The 19,168-nt window shown below is 71.0% G+C and carries 16 protein-coding genes and 1 rRNA gene; 8 read left to right on the forward strand and 9 right to left on the reverse strand.

Features of this window, described 5'->3' with window-relative positions:
• Positions 1-10: 10 nt before the first annotated feature.
• Positions 11-436: a hypothetical protein gene (locus tag OG906_RS28230; protein ID WP_329446777.1), complete on the reverse strand. Its 426-nt coding sequence runs from the start codon at positions 434-436 to the stop codon at positions 11-13.
• A gap of 410 nt (positions 437-846) precedes the next feature.
• On the opposite strand from OG906_RS28230, the gene OG906_RS28235 reads away from it, so the two are divergent.
• Genes OG906_RS28235 through OG906_RS28250 form a run of 4 tightly spaced genes read left to right on the forward strand, consistent with a single transcriptional unit; the run spans position 847 to position 5,269 of the window.
• A complete protein-coding gene (locus tag OG906_RS28235) occupies positions 847-3,780 on the forward strand; it encodes a sensor histidine kinase (protein WP_329446778.1) in 2,934 nt (977 codons plus the stop codon).
• Complete coding sequence (locus OG906_RS28240; protein WP_267799462.1) at positions 3,777-4,214, forward strand: roadblock/LC7 domain-containing protein; 438 nt, start codon at positions 3,777-3,779, stop codon at positions 4,212-4,214. The genes OG906_RS28235 and OG906_RS28240 overlap by 4 nt, the downstream gene beginning before the upstream one ends.
• 10 nt (positions 4,215-4,224) lie before the next feature.
• Positions 4,225-4,662, forward strand: a complete 438-nt coding sequence (locus OG906_RS28245) for a DUF742 domain-containing protein (RefSeq protein ID WP_267799463.1) — start codon at positions 4,225-4,227, stop codon at positions 4,660-4,662.
• Entirely contained in the window at positions 4,643-5,269 is a 627-nt protein-coding gene (locus OG906_RS28250; RefSeq protein ID WP_329446781.1) for a GTP-binding protein, read from the forward strand. The genes OG906_RS28245 and OG906_RS28250 overlap by 20 nt, the downstream gene beginning before the upstream one ends.
• A gap of 214 nt (positions 5,270-5,483) precedes the next feature.
• Here OG906_RS28250 and OG906_RS28255 read toward each other — a convergent pair whose 3' ends face one another.
• The 4 genes from OG906_RS28255 to OG906_RS28270 form a co-directional block, all read right to left on the reverse strand.
• Positions 5,484-6,674: a lipid-transfer protein gene (locus OG906_RS28255; RefSeq protein WP_329446783.1), complete on the reverse strand. Its 1,191-nt coding sequence runs from the start codon at positions 6,672-6,674 to the stop codon at positions 5,484-5,486.
• Positions 6,671-7,126: a Zn-ribbon domain-containing OB-fold protein gene (locus OG906_RS28260; RefSeq protein ID WP_267799466.1), complete on the reverse strand. Its 456-nt coding sequence runs from the start codon at positions 7,124-7,126 to the stop codon at positions 6,671-6,673. Before OG906_RS28260 ends, OG906_RS28255 begins: the two co-directional genes overlap by 4 nt.
• Before the next feature lie 63 nt (positions 7,127-7,189).
• Complete coding sequence (locus OG906_RS28265) at positions 7,190-7,528, reverse strand: DUF962 domain-containing protein (RefSeq protein WP_329446786.1); 339 nt, start codon at positions 7,526-7,528, stop codon at positions 7,190-7,192.
• A gap of 13 nt (positions 7,529-7,541) precedes the next feature.
• Positions 7,542-8,258 carry a M15 family metallopeptidase gene (locus tag OG906_RS28270; RefSeq protein WP_329446787.1) on the reverse strand — a complete coding sequence of 239 codons (717 nt, stop codon included), beginning with the start codon at positions 8,256-8,258 and terminating at the stop codon, positions 7,542-7,544.
• A 23-nt stretch (positions 8,259-8,281) separates the two neighbouring features.
• On the opposite strand from OG906_RS28270, the gene OG906_RS28275 reads away from it, so the two are divergent.
• On the forward strand, positions 8,282-8,791 hold the full coding sequence (locus OG906_RS28275; protein ID WP_329446789.1) for an NUDIX domain-containing protein: 510 nt from the start codon (positions 8,282-8,284) through the stop codon (positions 8,789-8,791).
• An 18-nt stretch (positions 8,792-8,809) separates the two neighbouring features.
• Here OG906_RS28275 and OG906_RS28280 read toward each other — a convergent pair whose 3' ends face one another.
• A complete protein-coding gene (locus tag OG906_RS28280; protein ID WP_329446790.1) occupies positions 8,810-11,164 on the reverse strand; it encodes a glycoside hydrolase family 31 protein in 2,355 nt (784 codons plus the stop codon).
• Complete coding sequence (locus tag OG906_RS28285; protein WP_266951562.1) at positions 11,151-11,288, reverse strand: hypothetical protein; 138 nt, start codon at positions 11,286-11,288, stop codon at positions 11,151-11,153. The genes OG906_RS28280 and OG906_RS28285 overlap by 14 nt, the downstream gene beginning before the upstream one ends.
• Before the next feature lie 97 nt (positions 11,289-11,385).
• On the opposite strand from OG906_RS28285, the gene OG906_RS28290 reads away from it, so the two are divergent.
• Entirely contained in the window at positions 11,386-13,362 is a 1,977-nt protein-coding gene (locus OG906_RS28290; protein WP_267799470.1) for an acetoacetate--CoA ligase, read from the forward strand.
• A gap of 58 nt (positions 13,363-13,420) precedes the next feature.
• Complete coding sequence (locus OG906_RS28295) at positions 13,421-14,341, forward strand: hypothetical protein (RefSeq protein ID WP_329446794.1); 921 nt, start codon at positions 13,421-13,423, stop codon at positions 14,339-14,341.
• Positions 14,342-14,428: 87 nt separating this feature from the next.
• Here OG906_RS28295 and ptsP read toward each other — a convergent pair whose 3' ends face one another.
• Positions 14,429-16,099 carry a phosphoenolpyruvate--protein phosphotransferase gene (gene ptsP / locus OG906_RS28300; protein ID WP_329446795.1) on the reverse strand — a complete coding sequence of 557 codons (1,671 nt, stop codon included), beginning with the start codon at positions 16,097-16,099 and terminating at the stop codon, positions 14,429-14,431.
• A 73-nt stretch (positions 16,100-16,172) separates the two neighbouring features.
• Entirely contained in the window at positions 16,173-16,622 is a 450-nt protein-coding gene (locus tag OG906_RS28305) for a PTS sugar transporter subunit IIA (protein WP_329446797.1), read from the reverse strand.
• A gap of 743 nt (positions 16,623-17,365) precedes the next feature.
• On the opposite strand from OG906_RS28305, the gene OG906_RS28310 reads away from it, so the two are divergent.
• Positions 17,366-18,890 (forward strand): 16S ribosomal RNA (locus tag OG906_RS28310).
• Positions 18,891-19,168 lie beyond the last annotated feature (278 nt).

The following is a 19,168-nucleotide window of genomic DNA, read 5'->3' on the forward strand; positions in this document are numbered from 1 at the left end:
CCGGACCGGACTACCCCCGGCCGGGGGCGGGGTGTCGTATGCGGGCCGGGCGGGCGGCCGGCGGTCCCGCCCCGGCCCGCCCCCGGTCCCGCCGCTGCTCCCGGCGCCCGGCGCGGGCGGCGCTGCCGGGCGCCGAGACGACCCCGTACCGCTGGTTCCACGTCTGTCGGGTGATCAGTACGTCCAGTACGCCCCACGTGGCCACGATCGTGCCGGCTATCGCGCCGAGCGCCATCGGCAGCACCAGCCACGACCCGGTCAACGCGAGGAAGAAGGTGATCGTGGACTGGATCAGGGTGACCGAGACGATCAGCACCGCCCGCACCGCGGACGTCCGCACCGGGTCGGGCAGGCGGTACCGCCTGGCCGGTTCCTCGATCCACAGCCCGTGCCCGGGCTCCTCCGTCACCGCGCCGTCCTCTTCGTACATCCTCATGTTCCGCTCACTCCCCACAACGCCGTCCGCCATGCGTGCCCGACGATGACGATCCGAACGTCTCCACCAAAGTGTCCCCAAAACGTCCCCTCGAACAGAGAGACGTCCGGGACGCCCCGGAGATTCCCGCATCACGGACTCCTTCCGAGCGCCCGAACAGCACGGAACGAAGAGTTCCAGCCATCCGCTCCCTTGCGGGAACCGACGTCCCACCAGGTGTCATGTGCCACATATCGGGCTGGACTTGACCGGATCTATCGGACAACTCGTGATCTACGTCAGAGGTGTCGGCCGAAAACGTCCGGACAGGCCTTCGAAGGCACCGGGTGGCAGTAGTAGGCTCACGCCGTTTAAATGACGGAACACCTACCCCCGACAACGGGGTTGAGCTGGGGGAGGCTGGGGAGGCCATGCGCTTTCGCGGGAAGTCCATCCGCCGGAAGATCGTGGCGTTGCTCCTTGTGCCGCTCGTCTCCCTGACCGCCCTCTGGGGGTTCTCGACGGTCATCACCGGCCGACAGGCCGTCCAACTCCTCGACGTCGCCTACGTCATCGAGAAGGTCGGCTACCCCATCGAGGACGTCGTCCGGGTCATCCAGAAGGAACGCCGCCAGACCCTCGTCCTCATCGGCGACCCGCGGGCCTCGGCCGCCACCGCCGAGCTGACCAGGAGCCGCGCCGCCACCGACGCCGCCGTCCGGATCATCACCGAGAACGCGAAGGACCCGGAGGTGATGGACGAACTCGCCCCCGAGACCGCCCAGCGCCTGCGTTCCATCCTCGAAGCCTTCCGCGGCATCGAGGCGCTGCGCCGCTCCGTCGACCGCAACAGCCTCGACACGAACCAGGCCCTGGAGCTCTACAGCCGACTCATCGACCCCGGCCACGAGTTCCTCATGAATCTCCACGCCCTGGAGAACGTGGAGATGGACAAGCAGGGCCGCGCACTCGTCGGCATCACCCGGGCCCGCGAGACGCTCTCCCGCGAGGACGCCCTCGTCGCCGCGGCCCTGGCGGCCAAGGTCGTCAGCCCCGTCGACGTCCGCAGCGTCTCGGACCTCGCCGCCAACCGCGCGCTGCTCTACGAGTTCAACCTCGCCATCCTCCCGGCCGACGACCGCACCCTCTTCGAGAACTACTGGAACGGCCCCGAGACCAAGGCCCTGCGCGACGCCGAGGAACGGTTCATCACCGACGGCGCCCGCCGCAACCCGCGCGCCTTCACCGCCGCCCAGTGGGACGAGGCCGCCGGCAAGGTCCTCGACGAACTCGCCACGATGGGCACCGAGGCCGGAGACCGCTACCAGCTGCGGGTCGAACCCGCCGCCATGAACGTCCTCGTCCAGGCCGCCGTCGCCGGCATCCTCGGCTTCATCGCCCTGCTCGTCTCCCTCATCCTGTCCGTACGCATCGGCCGCGACCTGATCCGCGACCTGTCCCGGCTCCGCAAGGACGCCCACGAGGCCTCCGGCGTCCGCCTCCCCGGCGTCATGCGCCGGCTCGCCGCCGGTGAACACGTGGACGTGGAGACGGAAGCCCCGCGGCTGGAGTTCGAGAAGGACGAGGTCGGCCAGGTCGCCCTCGCGCTCAACAGCCTCCAACGCGCCGCCGTCGAAGCGGCCGTCAAGCAGGCGGAACTGCGCCGCGGCGTCTCCGAGGTCTTCGTCAACCTCGCCCGCCGCAACCAGGTCCTGCTGCACCGCCAGTTGACCCTGCTCGACACCATGGAACGGCGCACCGAGGACACCGAGGAACTCGCGGACCTCTTCCGCCTGGACCACATGACCACCCGCATGCGTCGCCACGCGGAGGGACTGGTGATCCTCTCCGGCGCCGCCCCCTCCCGCCAGTGGCGCAAGCCGGTCCAGCTCATGGACGTCGTGCGCGCCGCCGTCGCCGAGGTCGAGGACTACGAGCGCATCGAGGTGCGCCGCCTCCCGCGCATCGGCATCGAGGGCCCCGCCGTCGCCGACGTCACCCACCTCGTCGCGGAACTCCTGGAGAACGCCACCGTGTTCTCGCCGCCGCACACCGCGGTCCAGGTACACGGCGAACGCGTCGCCAACGGCTTCACCCTGGAGATCCACGACCGCGGCCTCGGCATGAACCCGGAAGCGCTCCTCGACGCCAACCTCAGGCTCGCCGAGACCCCCGAGTTCGAACTGTCCGACACCGACCGGCTGGGCCTGTTCGTGGTCAGCCGACTAGCCCGCCGCCACGGCATCCGGATCGTCCTCCAGCACAGCCCGTACGGAGGCACCACCGCGGTGGTCTTCCTCCCCGTGGAACTCCTCACCGAGGCCCCCGACACCAACGGCACCGGCATCCGCCTCGACGGGCTCAAGCCCGCCGCCGCCGCGAAGCTCGGCAAGGGCGCGGGCCGGCCGGGATCCACCGCCATCGAGGGGGCGCCGGCCGGTCGGCCGCTGCCCCCGGGCGTCCTGAACGGCCCGGTCGAGCTGGAGAGCCCCCCCGGCCTCCTGGGACTGGACGGCATCGACGAACCCACCACCCCCGACGAGGTCGCCGCCGGGATCGCCGGCCTGACCGGGGTCGGCGGCCGGCCGCCGATGGCCACGCTCGACGACGAGACCCCGCCCGGAGGCATACCGCGCAGCGCCCTGCTGGGCCTGCGCCCCGCCGGCCGCCCGAACACCGACCGGCTCGCGGAGCGCGGCGCGGCCTGGAAGGGCGACCGGATCGGCGACCGCGGCGCGGACCGCCGGCGGGAACTCAACCGCGAGCACGACGGCGACGGCGACCGCGAGCCGTTGACCCCGACCGGCCCCGTGCGGCCCGCGCACCCGCGCCCGGACACCGTGTCCACGCCCCGCCCGGAGGCCCCGCGCGGTTCGGGCACGGTCCCCCTGCCCCGCCGTCGTCCCGCCCCTACCCTGGTGGCGGAACACGGCCGGCGCGTGGAACCGCGCGCGACGCCCCCGCTCTCGCCGGTCGGCCGGGCCGGCCAGGACCGCTCCGGTGCGACGCCCCGCGCCGAGACCTTCCGCACCGAGGCCTCCCGCCCCGAGGCACCGGGATCCCCCCAGGCCTCCGGGGCCGCCCGGGTCCCCAGGCCGGCCCAGGCCCCCGCCGGCCTGCCCCGCCGGGTCCGCCAGGCCAACCTGGCGCCCCAGCTCAAGAACTCCCCGGCCGCCGCCCCGGCCGAAGCCGCCGTCGAACCGGTCGAGGACCGGGACGCGGAGGAGGTACGCACCCGCATGTCCGCCCTCCAGCGCGGCTGGACCGCGGGACGCAATCAGCACGCATCGCAGCAGTCCGCGGCGGCGGCAGGCACCCCCGCCGCCGCGGATCCCGGATACGAGAACGAAGGGGACGGTCGATGACCGCACCGCAGACCGGCAACGACACCTGGGGCCGCGGCTCCGGCCCGCTCAACTGGCTCCTCGACGAGCTGGTCGACAAGGTCGGCAGCATCCGCAAGGCGGTGGTGCTCTCCGGTGACGGCCTGCCCACCGGCAGCTCCAAGGACCTGACGCGCGAGGACAGCGAGCACCTGGCCGCCGTGGCGTCCGGCTTCCACAGCCTGGCCAAGGGCGTGGGCCGGCACTTCGACTCCGGCCGGGTCCGCCAGACCGTCGTCGAGCTCGACGAGGCCTTCCTGTTCGTCATGGCCGCCGGCGACGGCAGTTGCCTGGCCGTGCTCGCCGACGCCGAGTCCGACGTCGGCCAGGTCGCGTACGAGATGACCCTGATGGTCAAGCGAGTGGGCGACCACCTGGCGACCGCCCCGCGCACCGGGCTGCCAGCCGGAGGGTGAGTCGGACGGCATGAGCGATTCAGGTCAGGACCACCCCGCCGACATCCCCGGCAGCCCCGAGACGGTGCCCGATCCCACGCACTGGTTCGACGACGACGCGGGCCCGGTCGTCCGCCCGTACGCGATGACCCGAGGCCGGACCAGCCACTCGGGTCAGCACCGCCTCGACCTGATCGCGCTCGTCGTCGCCGAATCGGCGGCCGACGACCCGGTCTGGGACGTGACCCTGTCCCCGGAACACGCCCACATCCTCGGGCTCTGCCGGGGGCGCCCCCAGTCGGTGGCGGAACTCGCCGCCGAGCTGGACCTGGCGATCGGGGTCGTCCGCGTCCTGATCGGCGATCTCGTGGACGACGAACTGGTCCACGTGACCCGGCCGGTGCCCCCGGCCGAACTGCCCGACGAATCCATTCTGCGTGAGGTGATCAATGGCCTTCGGGCGCTCTAGCCGCACCGGCGCGATGCATGCCGTGTCGCCGGTCGAGCCGCTGACCTTGAAGATCCTGGTCGCGGGCGGTTTCGGGGTGGGCAAGACCACCCTGGTCAGTGCGGTGAGTGAGATCAGACCGCTGCGGACGGAGGAACAACTCTCCGAACCCGGCATCGGCATCGACGACATCGGGGGAGTGGAGGGCAAGACCACCACCACCGTGGCCATGGACTTCGGCCGCATCACCCTCCGCGAGGACCTGGTGCTCTACCTGTTCGGCACCCCCGGACAGGATCGCTTCTGGTTCCTCTGGGACGAGCTGGCCCAAGGGTCCCTCGGCGCGGTCGTCCTCGCCGACACCCGCCGGCTCGCCGACTGCTTCGCCGCCGTCGACTACTTCGAGCGGCGCGGCATCCCCTTCGTGGTCGCGGTCAACTGCTTCGACGGCGCCGACCGGCATCCGGTGGTGACCGTCCGGGATGCCCTCGACCTCGACGCCGGGGTACCGGTGCTGTTGTGCGACGCCCGCGACCGCGAGTCCGTCAAGGACGTGCTGGTGGGGGTCGTGGAGCACGCCATGTCACTGGCCCGGGCCCGCCGCCGGATGACGGCGGCCGGCGCCTGAACGAGCGCCCGCGCGGAACCGGGTCGAGCAGGATCCGAGCCTCCGGGCGCTCCCCGCGCATGGAGGCGGCCCGTACCCCCGCCGACTGGGGTACGGGCCGCAGCTCACATGGGGGGTCACGGGATCCCGGTCGCGGCGCGGGACCGTGCAGCGAGTGTGAACCCGCCACCAGGGGTCGTCAAGACCCCGGACCACAGCCGCCGCCGTGCGCGGGTCACCGTACGACGACGACGGCCGATCCGTGCCCGAACAGCCCCTGGTTCGCGGTGATCCCGGCCCGCGCGCCCGGCACCTGCCGCTCCCCGGCCGTGCCCCGCAACTGCCAGGTCAGCTCGCACACCTGGGCTATCGCCTGCGCCGGCACCGCCTCCCCGAAGGAGGCCAGCCCGCCGCTGGTGTTGACCGGAACCCGGCCCCCGAGCGCGGTCGCCCCCTCCCGGACGAGCTTGGCGCCCTCACCCTCACCGCAGAGGCCGATGTCCTCGTACCAGTCCAACTCCAGTGCCGTGGACAGGTCGTACACCTCCGCGAGCGACAGGTCGTCCGGCCCCAGCCCCGCCTCCTCGTACGCGGCGCGCGCGATGGACGCCCGGAAGGACCCGGCCGCAGGCCGTACGGCGGTCATCGAATCGGTGGCGATGTCCGGCAGGTCGAGGACGGTACGGGGATACGTGGGCGTCACCGTCGACACCGCCCGGATCCGCACCGGGTCCGCGACCCCCCGCGAGCGGGCGTAGTCCATGCTGCTCAGCACCAGCGCGGCGCCCCCGTCGGAGGTGGCGCAGATGTCCAGCAGCCGCAGCGGGTCGGCGACGATCGCGGAGGCCGTCACCTCCTCGGCGGTCACCGTCTTGCGGTAGCGGGCGTGCGGGTTGAGCGCGCCCGCCGCCGCGTTCTTCACCTTGACGCGCGCGAAGTCCTCACCGGTGTCACCGTAGAGGGCCATCCGCCGGCGGGCGTACAGCGCGAAGTACGCCGGGTTGGTGGCGCCCAGCACCCGGAAGCGCAACCAGTCCGGATCGTCCGGCCGGTTCCCGCCGGCAGGGGCGAAGAACCCCTTGGGGGCGGCGTCCGCGCCCACCACCAGCACCACGTCGGCCAGCCCGGCCAGGATCTGCGCCCGGGCCGCCCCGATGGCCTGGGCACCGGACGCGCAGGCCGCGTACACGCTGGTCACGCGAGCCCCCTGCCAGCCGAGCGCCTGCGCGAAGGTCGCCCCGGCCACGTAACCGGGATAGCCCGAGCGCACGGTGTCGGCCCCGACGATCGACTGCACGTCGGTCCAGTCCAGCCGTGCGTCGGCCAGCGCCGACCGGGCGGCGATCCGGCCGTACTCGACGAACCCCCGACCCCACTTGCCCCACGGATGCATCCCGGCCCCGAGGACGGCCACGTCGGCGCTCACGCGCGCACCTCCACCGGCCGGAACCGCCACGTGGTCCAGACGGTCTCGTCGTCCTCGTTCAGCACCCCGCCGACCACCTCGACCTCCATCCCGACCGCCAGGTCGGCGACGGTCACCCCGGGCGCCGCCTGCCCGAGCACGACCATGCCCTCGGCCTCCAGCTCCACCGCGACCAGGGTGTACGGCTCCCAGGGCTCGGCGGGGTCGGACACGTAGGGCGCGGGGGGCCGGTACCGCCCGTCCGTGTAGGACCAGACCCGCCCGCGCGGGGACAGCGGCACCTCCACGAGCCGCCCGTCACCCGGGCAGTGCGGGTTGCGGCAGCAGGCGTCCTCGCGCGGGAAGAACACGGCGGCGCAGGCGGAACACCGGGTGCCGAGCAGCCGGAAATCGCCGCCCGCCTCCGTCCCGGTGAACCATCCGCTCACGACGGGTGTGCGTGTGCGTTCCAAGGCCCCTCCCCGAATCGACTTCTGACGGATCGTCAGAAAGTCTCGCACGGGGTCGGCTCCCGGTCACCGGTTCTCGGCGAGCCACTTCCGGGCGATCTCGTCCAGCTCCGCGTCCCGCCCGGCCAGCATCATCCGGATCATCCGCGCGTCCCCGCGCAGCGACCAGCCCGGATGCCCGAAGGTGGCCGGGTTGTTCCCCTCGATGAGGAAGTGCGCCGGCCAGGCCGTCCCGTAACCGATCAGCGGCAGGGCGGCGAGGTGGCGCCGACGGCCGCGTGCCACCCCGTACACGGACAGGGCGAGCCCACCGAGCGTCCCCGTGAGGTGCACCCAGCGGGTCGCGGCCTTGGAGTGCATCGCGACGTAGTAGGGCCAGAATTCCTCGTACGAACCGAAAGTCATGCGGGCACCGTACTCAGGGCCGCACCGCCGCGACAGAGACCGGGAAGTCGAAGTACCGGTCGGGGAAGGCCTCGGGACGGTACGTGAAGTGCCACCACTCCTGCGGAAGGTTCACGAAACCCTGCCCGGCCAGCGCCCGCCCCAACACCTCCCGGTTCTCCCGCGCCGCACCGACCACCCGCGGATCGGCGGTGTGGGAGAGCGGATCGAAGAAGTCGAACGCCGTCCCCATGTCCACCGGCCCCCCACCCGGCACCCGCACCAACGTCACGTCCACGGTGCTCCCGCGACTGTGCCCCGACCTCGGGGCCACATAGCCCTCCGGGATCAGCCGGGACTTGTCCACCTGCGGATAGAACTCCTCCTTCGTCGCCCGGTCGCCCTCGTCCGCGGCCCACCGCACGAACCGGTCCACGGCCCGCTGCGGCCGGTAGCAGTCGTACACGAGCAGCGACAGGCCCGCGCGCAACAGCCGTGCCTGAGCCCTCCGCAAAGCCTCCGCGGCCGGTCGGGCGAGCAGACAGACGGGCTCCTCGTACCCCTCGACGGGCCGACCCGTGAAGTTCCGCGCCGACGCGTACCGCACGTCCTGACCGATCGTCGGATCCACGTCCGCCAACGCCACGAACCCCGCCGGCGCGACCTCCTCCGCCACGAACCCCGCCGGCGGGGGCCCCGTCGGACCCGTCACCAGCGCACCCGACAACGCCACGACCACCATCGTCCTCATGCGCCCTGGCATACCATCACCGGATGCCGGAACAGCCGAGGAACGCGCACTGCTCCACCTGCGGAGCCCCGTTCGACACCACCGCCTGGCCCCGTACGTGCACCGCGTGCGGCGCCACCGCCTACCGCAACCCGCTCCCGGTGGCCGTCACCCTCCTCCCCGTCGAGGACGCCGACGGCACCGGCCTGGTCGTCATCACCCGCACCATCGAACCGGCCCTGGGCGGCGTCGCCCTCCCCGGCGGCTTCATCGACTTCGGCGAGGACTGGCGGGAAGCGGTGGTCCGCGAACTGCGCGAGGAGACCGGCATCGAAGCCGACGCCGGCGAGGTCACCCTCGCCGACGCCAAGAGCTCACCGGCCGGCCACCTGCTCCTCTTCGGCCTGCTGCCCCGCCGCCCGGCCGCCGACCTCCCCGCGTCCGTCCCCACCGACGAGACCACCGGCTGGCACCTGCTGCGCGAACCGACCGACCTGGCGTTCCCCCTGCACACCGAGGCGGCGGCCGCCTGGTTCGCCGGCTCCTACGCCTGACACCCCCGGCGACAGCCCTCAGAGCCCCCGCACCACGACCCCCTCCACCACCTCCCCGGCCTCGTCCTCCACCACCACCGCGTCCCCGACCCACCGCACGGAGTACCGCTCCACCACGCCCGGCTCGAACCCCGGCCCCGGATCCCGGATCACCACCCCGCCGCCGGTGCGCCCCCGCGCCGGAGCCCACACCTCCAGGACCACCGACCCGTCCCCGCCCCGCACCGGCACCACCGAACCCGCCCGCGCCAACACCGGCATCCGGCCCGGCGGAGCGTCCGACAGCACCTGCCCGGGCCCCTCGTACACCGCCTCCGTCACCGTGTCGTACCAGCGCCCGCGCGGCAGCCGCACCGCCCGCCGGTCCGCCCCGCACTCCAACACCGGCGCCACCAACAGTGCGTCCCCCAACAGGAACGCGTCCTCGCAGTCCCGCAGCACCCGGTCCTCCGGCGCCCCCCACCACAACGGCCGCACGTACGGGGCGCCCGTCCGCCGCGCCAGGTGGGCCAGCGTCACCAGGTAGGGCCGCAGCCGCTCCCGCTCCGCCAGCACCCCCCGCGCGTGCTCCGCCACCTCCGGCCCGAACTCCCACGGCTCCCGCCGCCCCGCCCAGATCGCCGAGTGGGTCCGGAAGAACGGCAGGTACGCCCCCAACTGCAACCACCGCAGGTACAGCTCCGGGGACGGCGAACCACCGAAACCGCCCACGTCCGGCCCCGAGTACGGCACCCCGCACAAACCGAGCCCCAACACCAGCGCCAGCGAAGCCCGCAGCCCCTCCCACCCGCTCTCCACGTCCCCCGACCAGGTGCCCCCGTAGCGCTGCATCCCCGCCCACCCCGAACGGGAGAAGAGGAACGGCCGCTCCTCGGGCCGCAGCCGCACCAACCCCTCCCATCCGGCCCGCGCCATCCCGAGCGCGTACACGTTGTGGGCGGCCCGGTGATCCCCGCCGGCCCCCTCCAGCGAGTGCCGCGCCGACCTCGGCAGGGTCGCGTCCCCGAACGGGGCGAACGACACCGGCTCGTTCATGTCGTGCCACACCCCGGCGAAGCCCTGCTTCAGCCGTTCCTCGTACAACCCGCCCCACCACGCGCGCACCGCCGGATCCGTGAAGTCCGGATACACGCACTCACCCGGCCACACCTCACCCCGGACCTCCTCACCCGCCGCGTCCCGGACGAAGGCCCCGCGCGGCCCCACCTCCCGACCCGCGTCGTGCAGCGCGTCGCCCGCCTTCACCGCCGGGTCGACGATCGACACCAGCCGCACCCCCTGATCCGACAACTCCCGCGCCAGACCCGACAGATCCGGGAACCGCTCCCGGTCCACCGTGAACACCCGGTGCCCGTCGTAGTGGTCGATGTCCAGGTGCACGGCCGACAACGGCAACCCCCGCGACACGTACCCCGCCACCACCCGCCGCACCTCCGCCGCGCTCCCGAACCCCCACCGCGCGTGCTGGTACCCCAACGCCCACTCCGGCGGCACCGCCGGCGAGCCCGTCAGCCCCGCCCAGCCCTGCGCCACCCGGGCCGGCGTCCCCACCAACACCCAGCAGCGCAACGGCCCGCCCTCCAGCCGCAGTTCGCTCGTACCGGGCCGGTCCGCCCCCGACCCGGCCCCCTCCTGCCCCTCGCGCAGCAGCACCCGCCCGTCCCACGTGTTGTCGTGGAACGCCAGGTGCGTGCCCGCGTCCGCCACCACCCACTGCACCGGCATGGTGATGTACAGCGGATCGTCACCCGGCCCGAACCCACCCTTCGGATCGGTGTTCCACAGCCGGTACGACCCGTCCCGCAGCCGGGGCCCGCCCGCCCGACCACCCAGCCCGAAGAACCGGGCGTCCGCCGGCACCTCCGCCCGCACCAGCCACCGCGCCCCGCCACCCCCGCCCGGGGCCCCCTCCACCGGCTCCCACCAGCGCGGCGGCAACTCCCGCCGCAACACCGTCCCGCCCGGCGTGCGCACCTCCACCGCCCCGAGCCGGGACACCGCCACCGTCACCCGCTCCGACACCACCCGCCAGCCGCCCCCGGTGTCCGGCTCCAACACCGCCCGCGGATCCGGCTCCGGCCCGCCGCCCACCACCGCGTGCGACGGAGACGGCTCCGCCCCGTCCCAGCCCCAGAACACCGCCCCGCCCACGGTCACCCGCACCAGCAGCTCCGACCGCGCGAACCGCAGCACACCACCGCCCGGCCGGGGCTCCGTACCCGTGAGCACCCCCGGCACCCGCGCCCGCTCCGCGCCCCGGCGCGCGAGCCCCACCGCGTCCGCACGCCGGTGACGCAACGCCGAACGCCAGGCGCGCCTCCCACGCGCCGTACCGATCTCCAACACCGCACGCACCAGATCACGACCGTCCATGCCGCTCACCCTGCCACCGCCCCTCGGCCGCGCGGGCGGCGTTCAGCTCCCGTTCACCCGCCGGCCGGGCGACGCGGGCGGACAACGCGCCGCCCATGACGACCCTGGTGCTGCTGTCGATCACATGGCATGGTCCCTGTGAGCCGCCGCGCGCGCACCGAACGCGCGACGGCACCCACGCACACGAAGCGCGAGCCACAGACTTGACCGGGAGCCGACCCATGACCTCAGCCACCCAGCCGGAACCCCTCTGGTCCCCGAGCCCCGACCGGATCGCCGCGGCCAGGATCACCGCCTTCCAGGCCTGGGCCGCCGAGCGCTTCGGAGCCCCCGCCGACGGCGGCTACCCGGCCCTGCACAGCTGGTCCGTCGACGCGCTCGACACCTTCTGGCAGGCCATCGCCGAATGGTTCGACGTACGGTTCACCACCCCGTACACCTCCGTGCTCGCCGACCGCTCCATGCCCGGCGCCCGCTGGTTCACCGGCTCCACCCTCAACTACGCCGAACACGCCCTGCGCGCTGGCGAGGACCCGGCCCGCGCCGACGAACCCGCCCTGATCAGCGTCGACGAGACCCACGAGCCCACCCCCGTCACCTGGGCCGAGCTCCGCCGCCAGGTCGGCTCGCTCGCCGCCGAACTGCGCGCCGCGGGCGTACGCCCCGGTGACCGCGTCAGCGGCTACCTCCCCAACATCCCCGAAGCCGTCGTCGCCTTCCTCGCCACCGCCTCCGTCGGCGGGGTCTGGACCTCCTGCGCCCCCGACTTCGGCGCCCGCAGCGTCCTGGACCGCTTCCAGCAGGTCGAACCCGTCGTCCTGTTCACCGTCGACGGATACCGCTACGGCGGCAAGGAACACGACCGCCGCGACACCGTCGCCGAGCTGCGCGCCGAGCTCCCCTCCCTGCGCGCCGTCGTGCACATCCCCCTCCTCGGCACCCCCGCCCCCGAAGGCACCCGCGCCTGGGCCGACCTCACCGCCGCCGACACCGAGCCCGTCTTCGAGCCGGTCCCCTTCGACCACCCGCTGTGGGTCCTCTACTCCTCCGGTACGACCGGCCTGCCCAAGGCCATCGTCCAGTCCCAGGGCGGCATCCTCCTCGAACACCTCAAGCAGATCGGCCTGCACTGCGAGCTGGGGCCCGAGGACCGCTTCTTCTGGTACACCTCCACCGGCTGGATGATGTGGAACTTCCTCGTCTCCGGCCTGCTCACCGGCACCACGGTCGTCCTCTACGACGGCAGCCCCGGGTTCCCCGACACCGGCGCCCAGTGGCGGATCGCGGAGCGGACACGGGCCACCCTGTACGGCACCTCCGCCGCGTACGTGATGGCCTGCCGCAAGGCGGAGGTCCATCCCTCCCGGGACTTCGACCTCTCCTCCGTGAAGGCCGTCGCCACCACCGGCTCCCCGCTCCCGCCCGACGGCTTCCGCTGGCTGCACGACGAGGTGGCCGAGGACCTCTGGATCGTCTCCGTCAGCGGCGGCACCGACGTGTGCAGCTGCTTCGCGGGCGGGGTCGCCACCCTCCCCGTGTACATCGGCGAACTCCAGGCGCCCGGCCTCGGCACCGACCTCCAGGCCTGGGACCCCGCCGGCAAGCCGGTCATCGGCGAGGTCGGCGAACTCGTCGTCACCAACCCCATGCCCTCCATGCCGATCCACTTCTGGAACGACCCCGACGGCAGCCGCTACCACGAGAGCTACTTCGAGATGTTCCCCGGCGTCTGGCGCCACGGGGACTGGATCACCCTCACCGACCGCGGCTCGGTGATCATCCACGGCCGCTCCGACTCCACCCTCAACCGGCAGGGCGTCCGCATGGGATCCGCCGACATCTACGAGGCCGTCGAACGCCTTCCGGAGATCAAGGAGTCCCTGGTCATCGGCCTGGAGGAACCGAACGGCGGCTACTGGATGCCGCTGTTCGTCCACCTCGCGCCCGGCGCCACCCTCGACGACGACCTGCGCGACCGCATCAAGGCCACGATCCGCGCGGAACTCTCCCCGCGGCACGTCCCCGACGAGATCATCGAGGTCCCGGCGGTCCCGCACACCCTCACAGGCAAGCGCATCGAGGTCCCGGTCAAGCGCCTCCTCCAGGGCGCGCCCCTGGCCAAGGCGGTCAACCTCGGCTCGGTCGACCGTCCGGAACTCCTCGACTTCTACGCGGAGCTGGCCCGCACCCGAAAGTGACTGTCAGTGACCATGGTTACGCTGAGTGAGCGAATCGTCGCATCACTCAGGGGGAGCCATGCCACCGAAGAACATCCGCTCGAACGACACCCCGGGAGCCCGGCGCCGCCGGTCCCTGCGCCGCACCCTGCGTCGCGAAGTCCCCGGCACGGTCGGCCTCCTGGCCGACGCCGGGGACTTCGCGGCCATGCGCGGCTACCGGAGCTTCACCTTCGACGACCACCAGGACTACCTCCGCCACGTGGACGCCCTGCTCCGCTCCCTCGCGGCCCAGGGCATCCACACCACGGTCGCCCTCTTCGATCCCGAGGAGTACGCCGAGTACTGCGCGGACCACGGCCTGGACCCGGACACCGCCGACACCCGCACCCGCTACACCGCCGGACTCGCCGGCAGCGGCGCGGCCCTGCCCTACCAGGGCCAACCCATCGACGAACTGGTCCCGCTCCTCCTCGACGAGGCCGTCCGCCAGGCCACGTGGGAGTACGCCGGCACCCTCCTCGCCGAGGCCGGCACCTGCGCGGACTGCGGCGAGGACATCGGCCGGGCCTCCTTCGAGCGGGCCGCCGACGCGGTGAAACGCCTGGTCGACGGAGCCGGCCCCGGCCACCACCACCTCGTGTGCAGCATCCCCACCGACACGGAACAGCTCGTCGCCGTGCTGCACGCGGACACCACCGCCGACCAGGACCGCCCACCCCGGATCGAGGGCCGCGAAGGCCTCGACTTCATGACCGTCCTGGCCGCCGGCATCGCCCTGGGCGGAGCCGGGGGACTGGTCCTGCGCAGCACCACCGAGGAGTTCGGGGACCGCGTCCACGGCTGGCGCCTGGACCGGGGCCGGCTGGTCCCCCTCTCCGCGGCGGCGGTGTTCAACGCCTACTGCACCGACGCCGACACCGGTGAGCCGGTGGCCCCGGAACCGGGCGTCGAGTACTGCCCCGGCTACGAGGTGGACGATCCCGGCCCCCACCACTGACCCGAACGGGCGGGGCAAACGACCGCGGAAACGACCGAGGGGCCCTCGCCACCGGCGAAGGCCCCTCCATCGAACGACGTGCCCCGGCTACTCGCCGGACAGCACCGCCTGGGCGGCCGCACGGGCCTCCTCGGCGGTGTCCGTCGCACGCGCCGCCGCGGCGGCACGCTCACACTGCGCGAGCGTGTGCTTGGCGAGCGTCGCCCGCACGTAGGGGATCGAGGCGGCGCCCATGGAAAGAGAGGTGACACCCAGACCGGTCAGCACACAGGCGAGCAGCGGATCCGAGGCGGCCTCGCCACAGACACCACAGCTCTTCCCCTCGGCCTTGGCGGCGTCGGCCGACATGGCGATCAGGTCGAGCAGCGCGGGCTGCCACGGGTCCTGCAACCGCGACACGGCCCCGACCTGACGGTCGGCCGCGAAGGCGTACTGCGCCAGGTCGTTCGTGCCCAGCGACAGGAACTCGACCTCCTGGAGGATAGAGCGCGCCCGGAGCGCGGCGGAGGGGATCTCCACCATCGCGCCGAACTTCGCCTGCAGCCCGGCCTCGCGGCACGCGTCCGCGAACGCCTTGGCATCGACCCGGTCGGCCACCATCGGGGCCATGACCTCAAGGTAGACCGGCAGCCCCGCGGCGGCCTTGGCCAGCGCGGTGAGCTGCGTGCGCAGCACGTCCGGGTGGTCCAGCAGCGACCGAAGGCCGCGCACACCCAGCGCCGGGTTCGGCTCGTCGCCCGGGGTCAGGAAGTCCAGCGGCTTGTCCGCCCCGGCGTCCAGCACACGTACGACGACCCGCCCCTCGGGGAAGGCCTCCAGCACCTTGCGGTACGACTCGACCTGCTTCTCCTCGGACGGCGCCTTCTTGCTGTCGTCCAGGAACAGGAACTCGGTGCGGAACAGACCCACACCCTCGGCCCCGGCCTCGACGGCCGCCGGCACGTCCGCCGGACCACCGACGTTGGCCAGCAGCGGCACCTTGTGACCGTCGGAGGTGGCGCCCGGACCGGACGAGGCGGCGAGAGCCGCCCTGCGCTCGGCCGCCGAGGCCTCCAGCTCGGCCCGCTTCTCGGCCGACGGGTCCACGAACAGGTCACCCGTGCTGCCGTCGACGGCGATCAGGGTGCCCTCGGCGATCTCACCGGCACCCGGCAGCGCCACGATCGCCGGTACCCCCAGGGCCCGCGCGAGGATGGCGCTGTGGCTGGTCGGCCCACCCTCCTCGGTCACGAATCCGAGGACCAGCGCCGGGTCGAGCAGCGCGGTGTCCGCGGGAGCGAGGTCCCGGGCGATCAGCACGTACGGCTCGTCGCTGTCGGGCACGCCCGGCATCGGCACACCGAGCAGGCGCGCCACGATGCGGTTGCGCACGTCGTCCAGGTCGGCCACGCGTCCGGCCATGTACTCACCGGCCCCCGCGAGCAGGTCGCGGTAGGAGGCGAACGCGTCGTAGATGCCGCGCTCGGCCGTACTGCCGACGGCGATCCGACGGTCGACGTCCGCCATCAGCTCGGGGTCCGTCGCGATCATGGCCTGAGCCTCCAGCACGTGCTGGGCCTCGCCCCCGGCCAGCTGGCCGCGCGCGACGAGGTCGGCCGACACAGCCTCCACGGCCTGACGGGCGCGCCCCTGTTCGCGCTCCGCCTCGGCCGCGGTGATCTGCTTGGCCGGCGGTTCGAGAACGGCCGTGCCCATGTGCCGGACCTGGCCGATCGCCACACCGTGACTCACGCCGACGCCTCGCAGCGTTGTCTCCATTACACCCGTCTCCGATTGAGCGACGGCCCCGCCGCCGCGATGAATGTCCGACCCACCTGTGGAGGCGGACACGTCACTGCCAGCTGAAGAGAACGTCAGAGCTCTTGACGTCACCGTCGTCGACGACGTCGGAGAGCGAGTCGGCAGTCGCCTCAAGCGCCACGACGGGGCAGACGGGGGACTTGCCGGCGGCCTCGACCGCGGCGGGGTTCCAACGGATGACGGCCTGGCCGCGCGTCACGGTGTCGCCCTTGTTCACGAGCAGCTCGAAGCCCTCGCCGTTGAGCTGCACGGTGTCGATGCCGAGGTGCACCAGCACCCCGTGGCCTTCGCCGTCGACGACCACGTACGCGTGCGGATGCAGGGAGACGACCACACCATCGACGGGGGACACCGCCTCCGAGGGCTCGCGCACGGGATCAATAGCGGTGCCCGGTCCCACCATCGCGCCGGAGAACACCGGATCGGGCACTGCCGCGAGTCCGATGGCGCGCCCGGCAAGTGGGGACGTCACGCTGGTCATGGGGGGCCTCCCAGGGGTGGGGCTTCTTCGTGTCGCCGTCACAACCTGTCCTGGACGGCATACTTTGAGAAGGGTAAGTCATGAGATGTCCCGGTTCCGCATGAAGCGCACCCCTCGAAAGGGGCTGCGACGTGCGGCCGCGACACCAACGTAGTGGACTAGACCATACGCCTGAATCGATTTGCCTGGGCACTGGTCGACCTGTACTGTCGTGACTCCCGCCGGGACGCACCGCGTGAACATCTCGCGAACTGCTGACGGACGGGAACCCCCTCTCCAGTATTGATCTTCACTCTCTGCCTTTCCGTGTGCCTTTTGGCAGAACGGCGCGTGGTCGGAGTCGTGAAAATCCACTGGTAGAGTCGGAATCGCCGAAAAGGGAAAACGCGAAAGCGGCCCCCTGGAAGGCAAAAGCAAAACCCGCTTCGACCGGGAATCGGACACGAAAGAGTCTGATAGAGTCGGACACGAAGGAAGCGCCCGGAGGAAAGCCCGAGAGGGTGAGTACAAAGGAAGCGTCCGTTCCTTGAGAACTCAACAACGTGCCAAAAATCAACGCCAAAAGTTGATACCCCGTCCATTTCGGTGGATGAGGTTCCTTTGAAAAAGACCTGTGAGGTCGCCATCCTTCGGGATGGTGGTGCTTGCAGGCGATTACACAGCGAGGACGCAGTGGTCGATCGGTCTTATTCCGACATGATCGGCCCGCTCTAAGTGCGTGTGCACCCGATTACGGGTAAACATTCATGGAGAGTTTGATCCTGGCTCAGGACGAACGCTGGCGGCGTGCTTAACACATGCAAGTCGAACGATGAAGCCCTTCGGGGTGGATTAGTGGCGAACGGGTGAGTAACACGTGGGCAATCTGCCCTTCACTCTGGGACAAGCCCTGGAAACGGGGTCTAATACCGGATAACACTCCTGCCTGCATGGGTGGGGGTTAAAAGCTCCGGCGGTGAAGGATGAGCCCGCGGCCTATCAGCTTGTTGGTGGGGTAATGGCCCACCAAGGCGACGACGGGTAGCCGGCCTGAGAGGGCGACCGGCCACACTGGGACTGAGACACGGCCCAGACTCCTACGGGAGGCAGCAGTGGGGAATATTGCACAATGGGCGAAAGCCTGATGCAGCGACGCCGCGTGAGGGATGACGGCCTTCGGGTTGTAAACCTCTTTCAGCAGGGAAGAAGCGAAAGTGACGGTACCTGCAGAAGAAGCGCCGGCTAACTACGTGCCAGCAGCCGCGGTAATACGTAGGGCGCAAGCGTTGTCCGGAATTATTGGGCGTAAAGAGCTCGTAGGCGGCTTGTCACGTCGGATGTGAAAGCCCGAGGCTTAACCTCGGGTCTGCATTCGATACGGGCTAGCTAGAGTGTGGTAGGGGAGATCGGAATTCCTGGTGTAGCGGTGAAATGCGCAGATATCAGGAGGAACACCGGTGGCGAAGGCGGATCTCTGGGCCATTACTGACGCTGAGGAGCGAAAGCGTGGGGAGCGAACAGGATTAGATACCCTGGTAGTCCACGCCGTAAACGTTGGGAACTAGGTGTTGGCGACATTCCACGTCGTCGGTGCCGCAGCTAACGCATTAAGTTCCCCGCCTGGGGAGTACGGCCGCAAGGCTAAAACTCAAAGGAATTGACGGGGGCCCGCACAAGCAGCGGAGCATGTGGCTTAATTCGACGCAACGCGAAGAACCTTACCAAGGCTTGACATATACCGGAAAGCATTAGAGATAGTGCCCCCCTTGTGGTCGGTATACAGGTGGTGCATGGCTGTCGTCAGCTCGTGTCGTGAGATGTTGGGTTAAGTCCCGCAACGAGCGCAACCCTTGTCCTGTGTTGCCAGCATGCCCTTCGGGGTGATGGGGACTCACAGGAGACCGCCGGGGTCAACTCGGAGGAAGGTGGGGACGACGTCAAGTCATCATGCCCCTTATGTCTTGGGCTGCACACGTGCTACAATGGCCGGTACAATGAGCTGCGATACCGTGAGGTGGAGCGAATCTCAAAAAGCCGGTCTCAGTTCGGATTGGGGTCTGCAACTCGACCCCATGAAGTCGGAGTTGCTAGTAATCGCAGATCAGCATTGCTGCGGTGAATACGTTCCCGGGCCTTGTACACACCGCCCGTCACGTCACGAAAGTCGGTAACACCCGAAGCCGGTGGCCCAACCCGTAAGGGAGGGAGCTGTCGAAGGTGGGACTGGCGATTGGGACGAAGTCGTAACAAGGTAGCCGTACCGGAAGGTGCGGCTGGATCACCTCCTTTCTAAGGAGCACAGTACCGATTGCAGACAAATGTTCTGCACGGTCAGCTCATGGGTGGAACGTTGATTATTTGGCACGGTCTTCCAGATGGATCACAAGTACTGCTTCGGCGTGGAAAGTGACTCACTGATGGAGGGTCGTGCCTGGCACGTTGTTGGGTATCTGAGGGTACGGCCGTAAGGTTGTATCTTCGCGATGCCGGCCCCAGTGAACTTGATCTGTATGGATCAGGGTGATGGGTGACTGGTCGTTGCTTGAGAACTACACAGTGGACGCGAG

It is taken from the genome of Streptomyces sp. NBC_01426 (assembly GCF_036231985.1).
Taxonomy (GTDB): Bacteria; Actinomycetota; Actinomycetes; order Streptomycetales; family Streptomycetaceae; genus Streptomyces.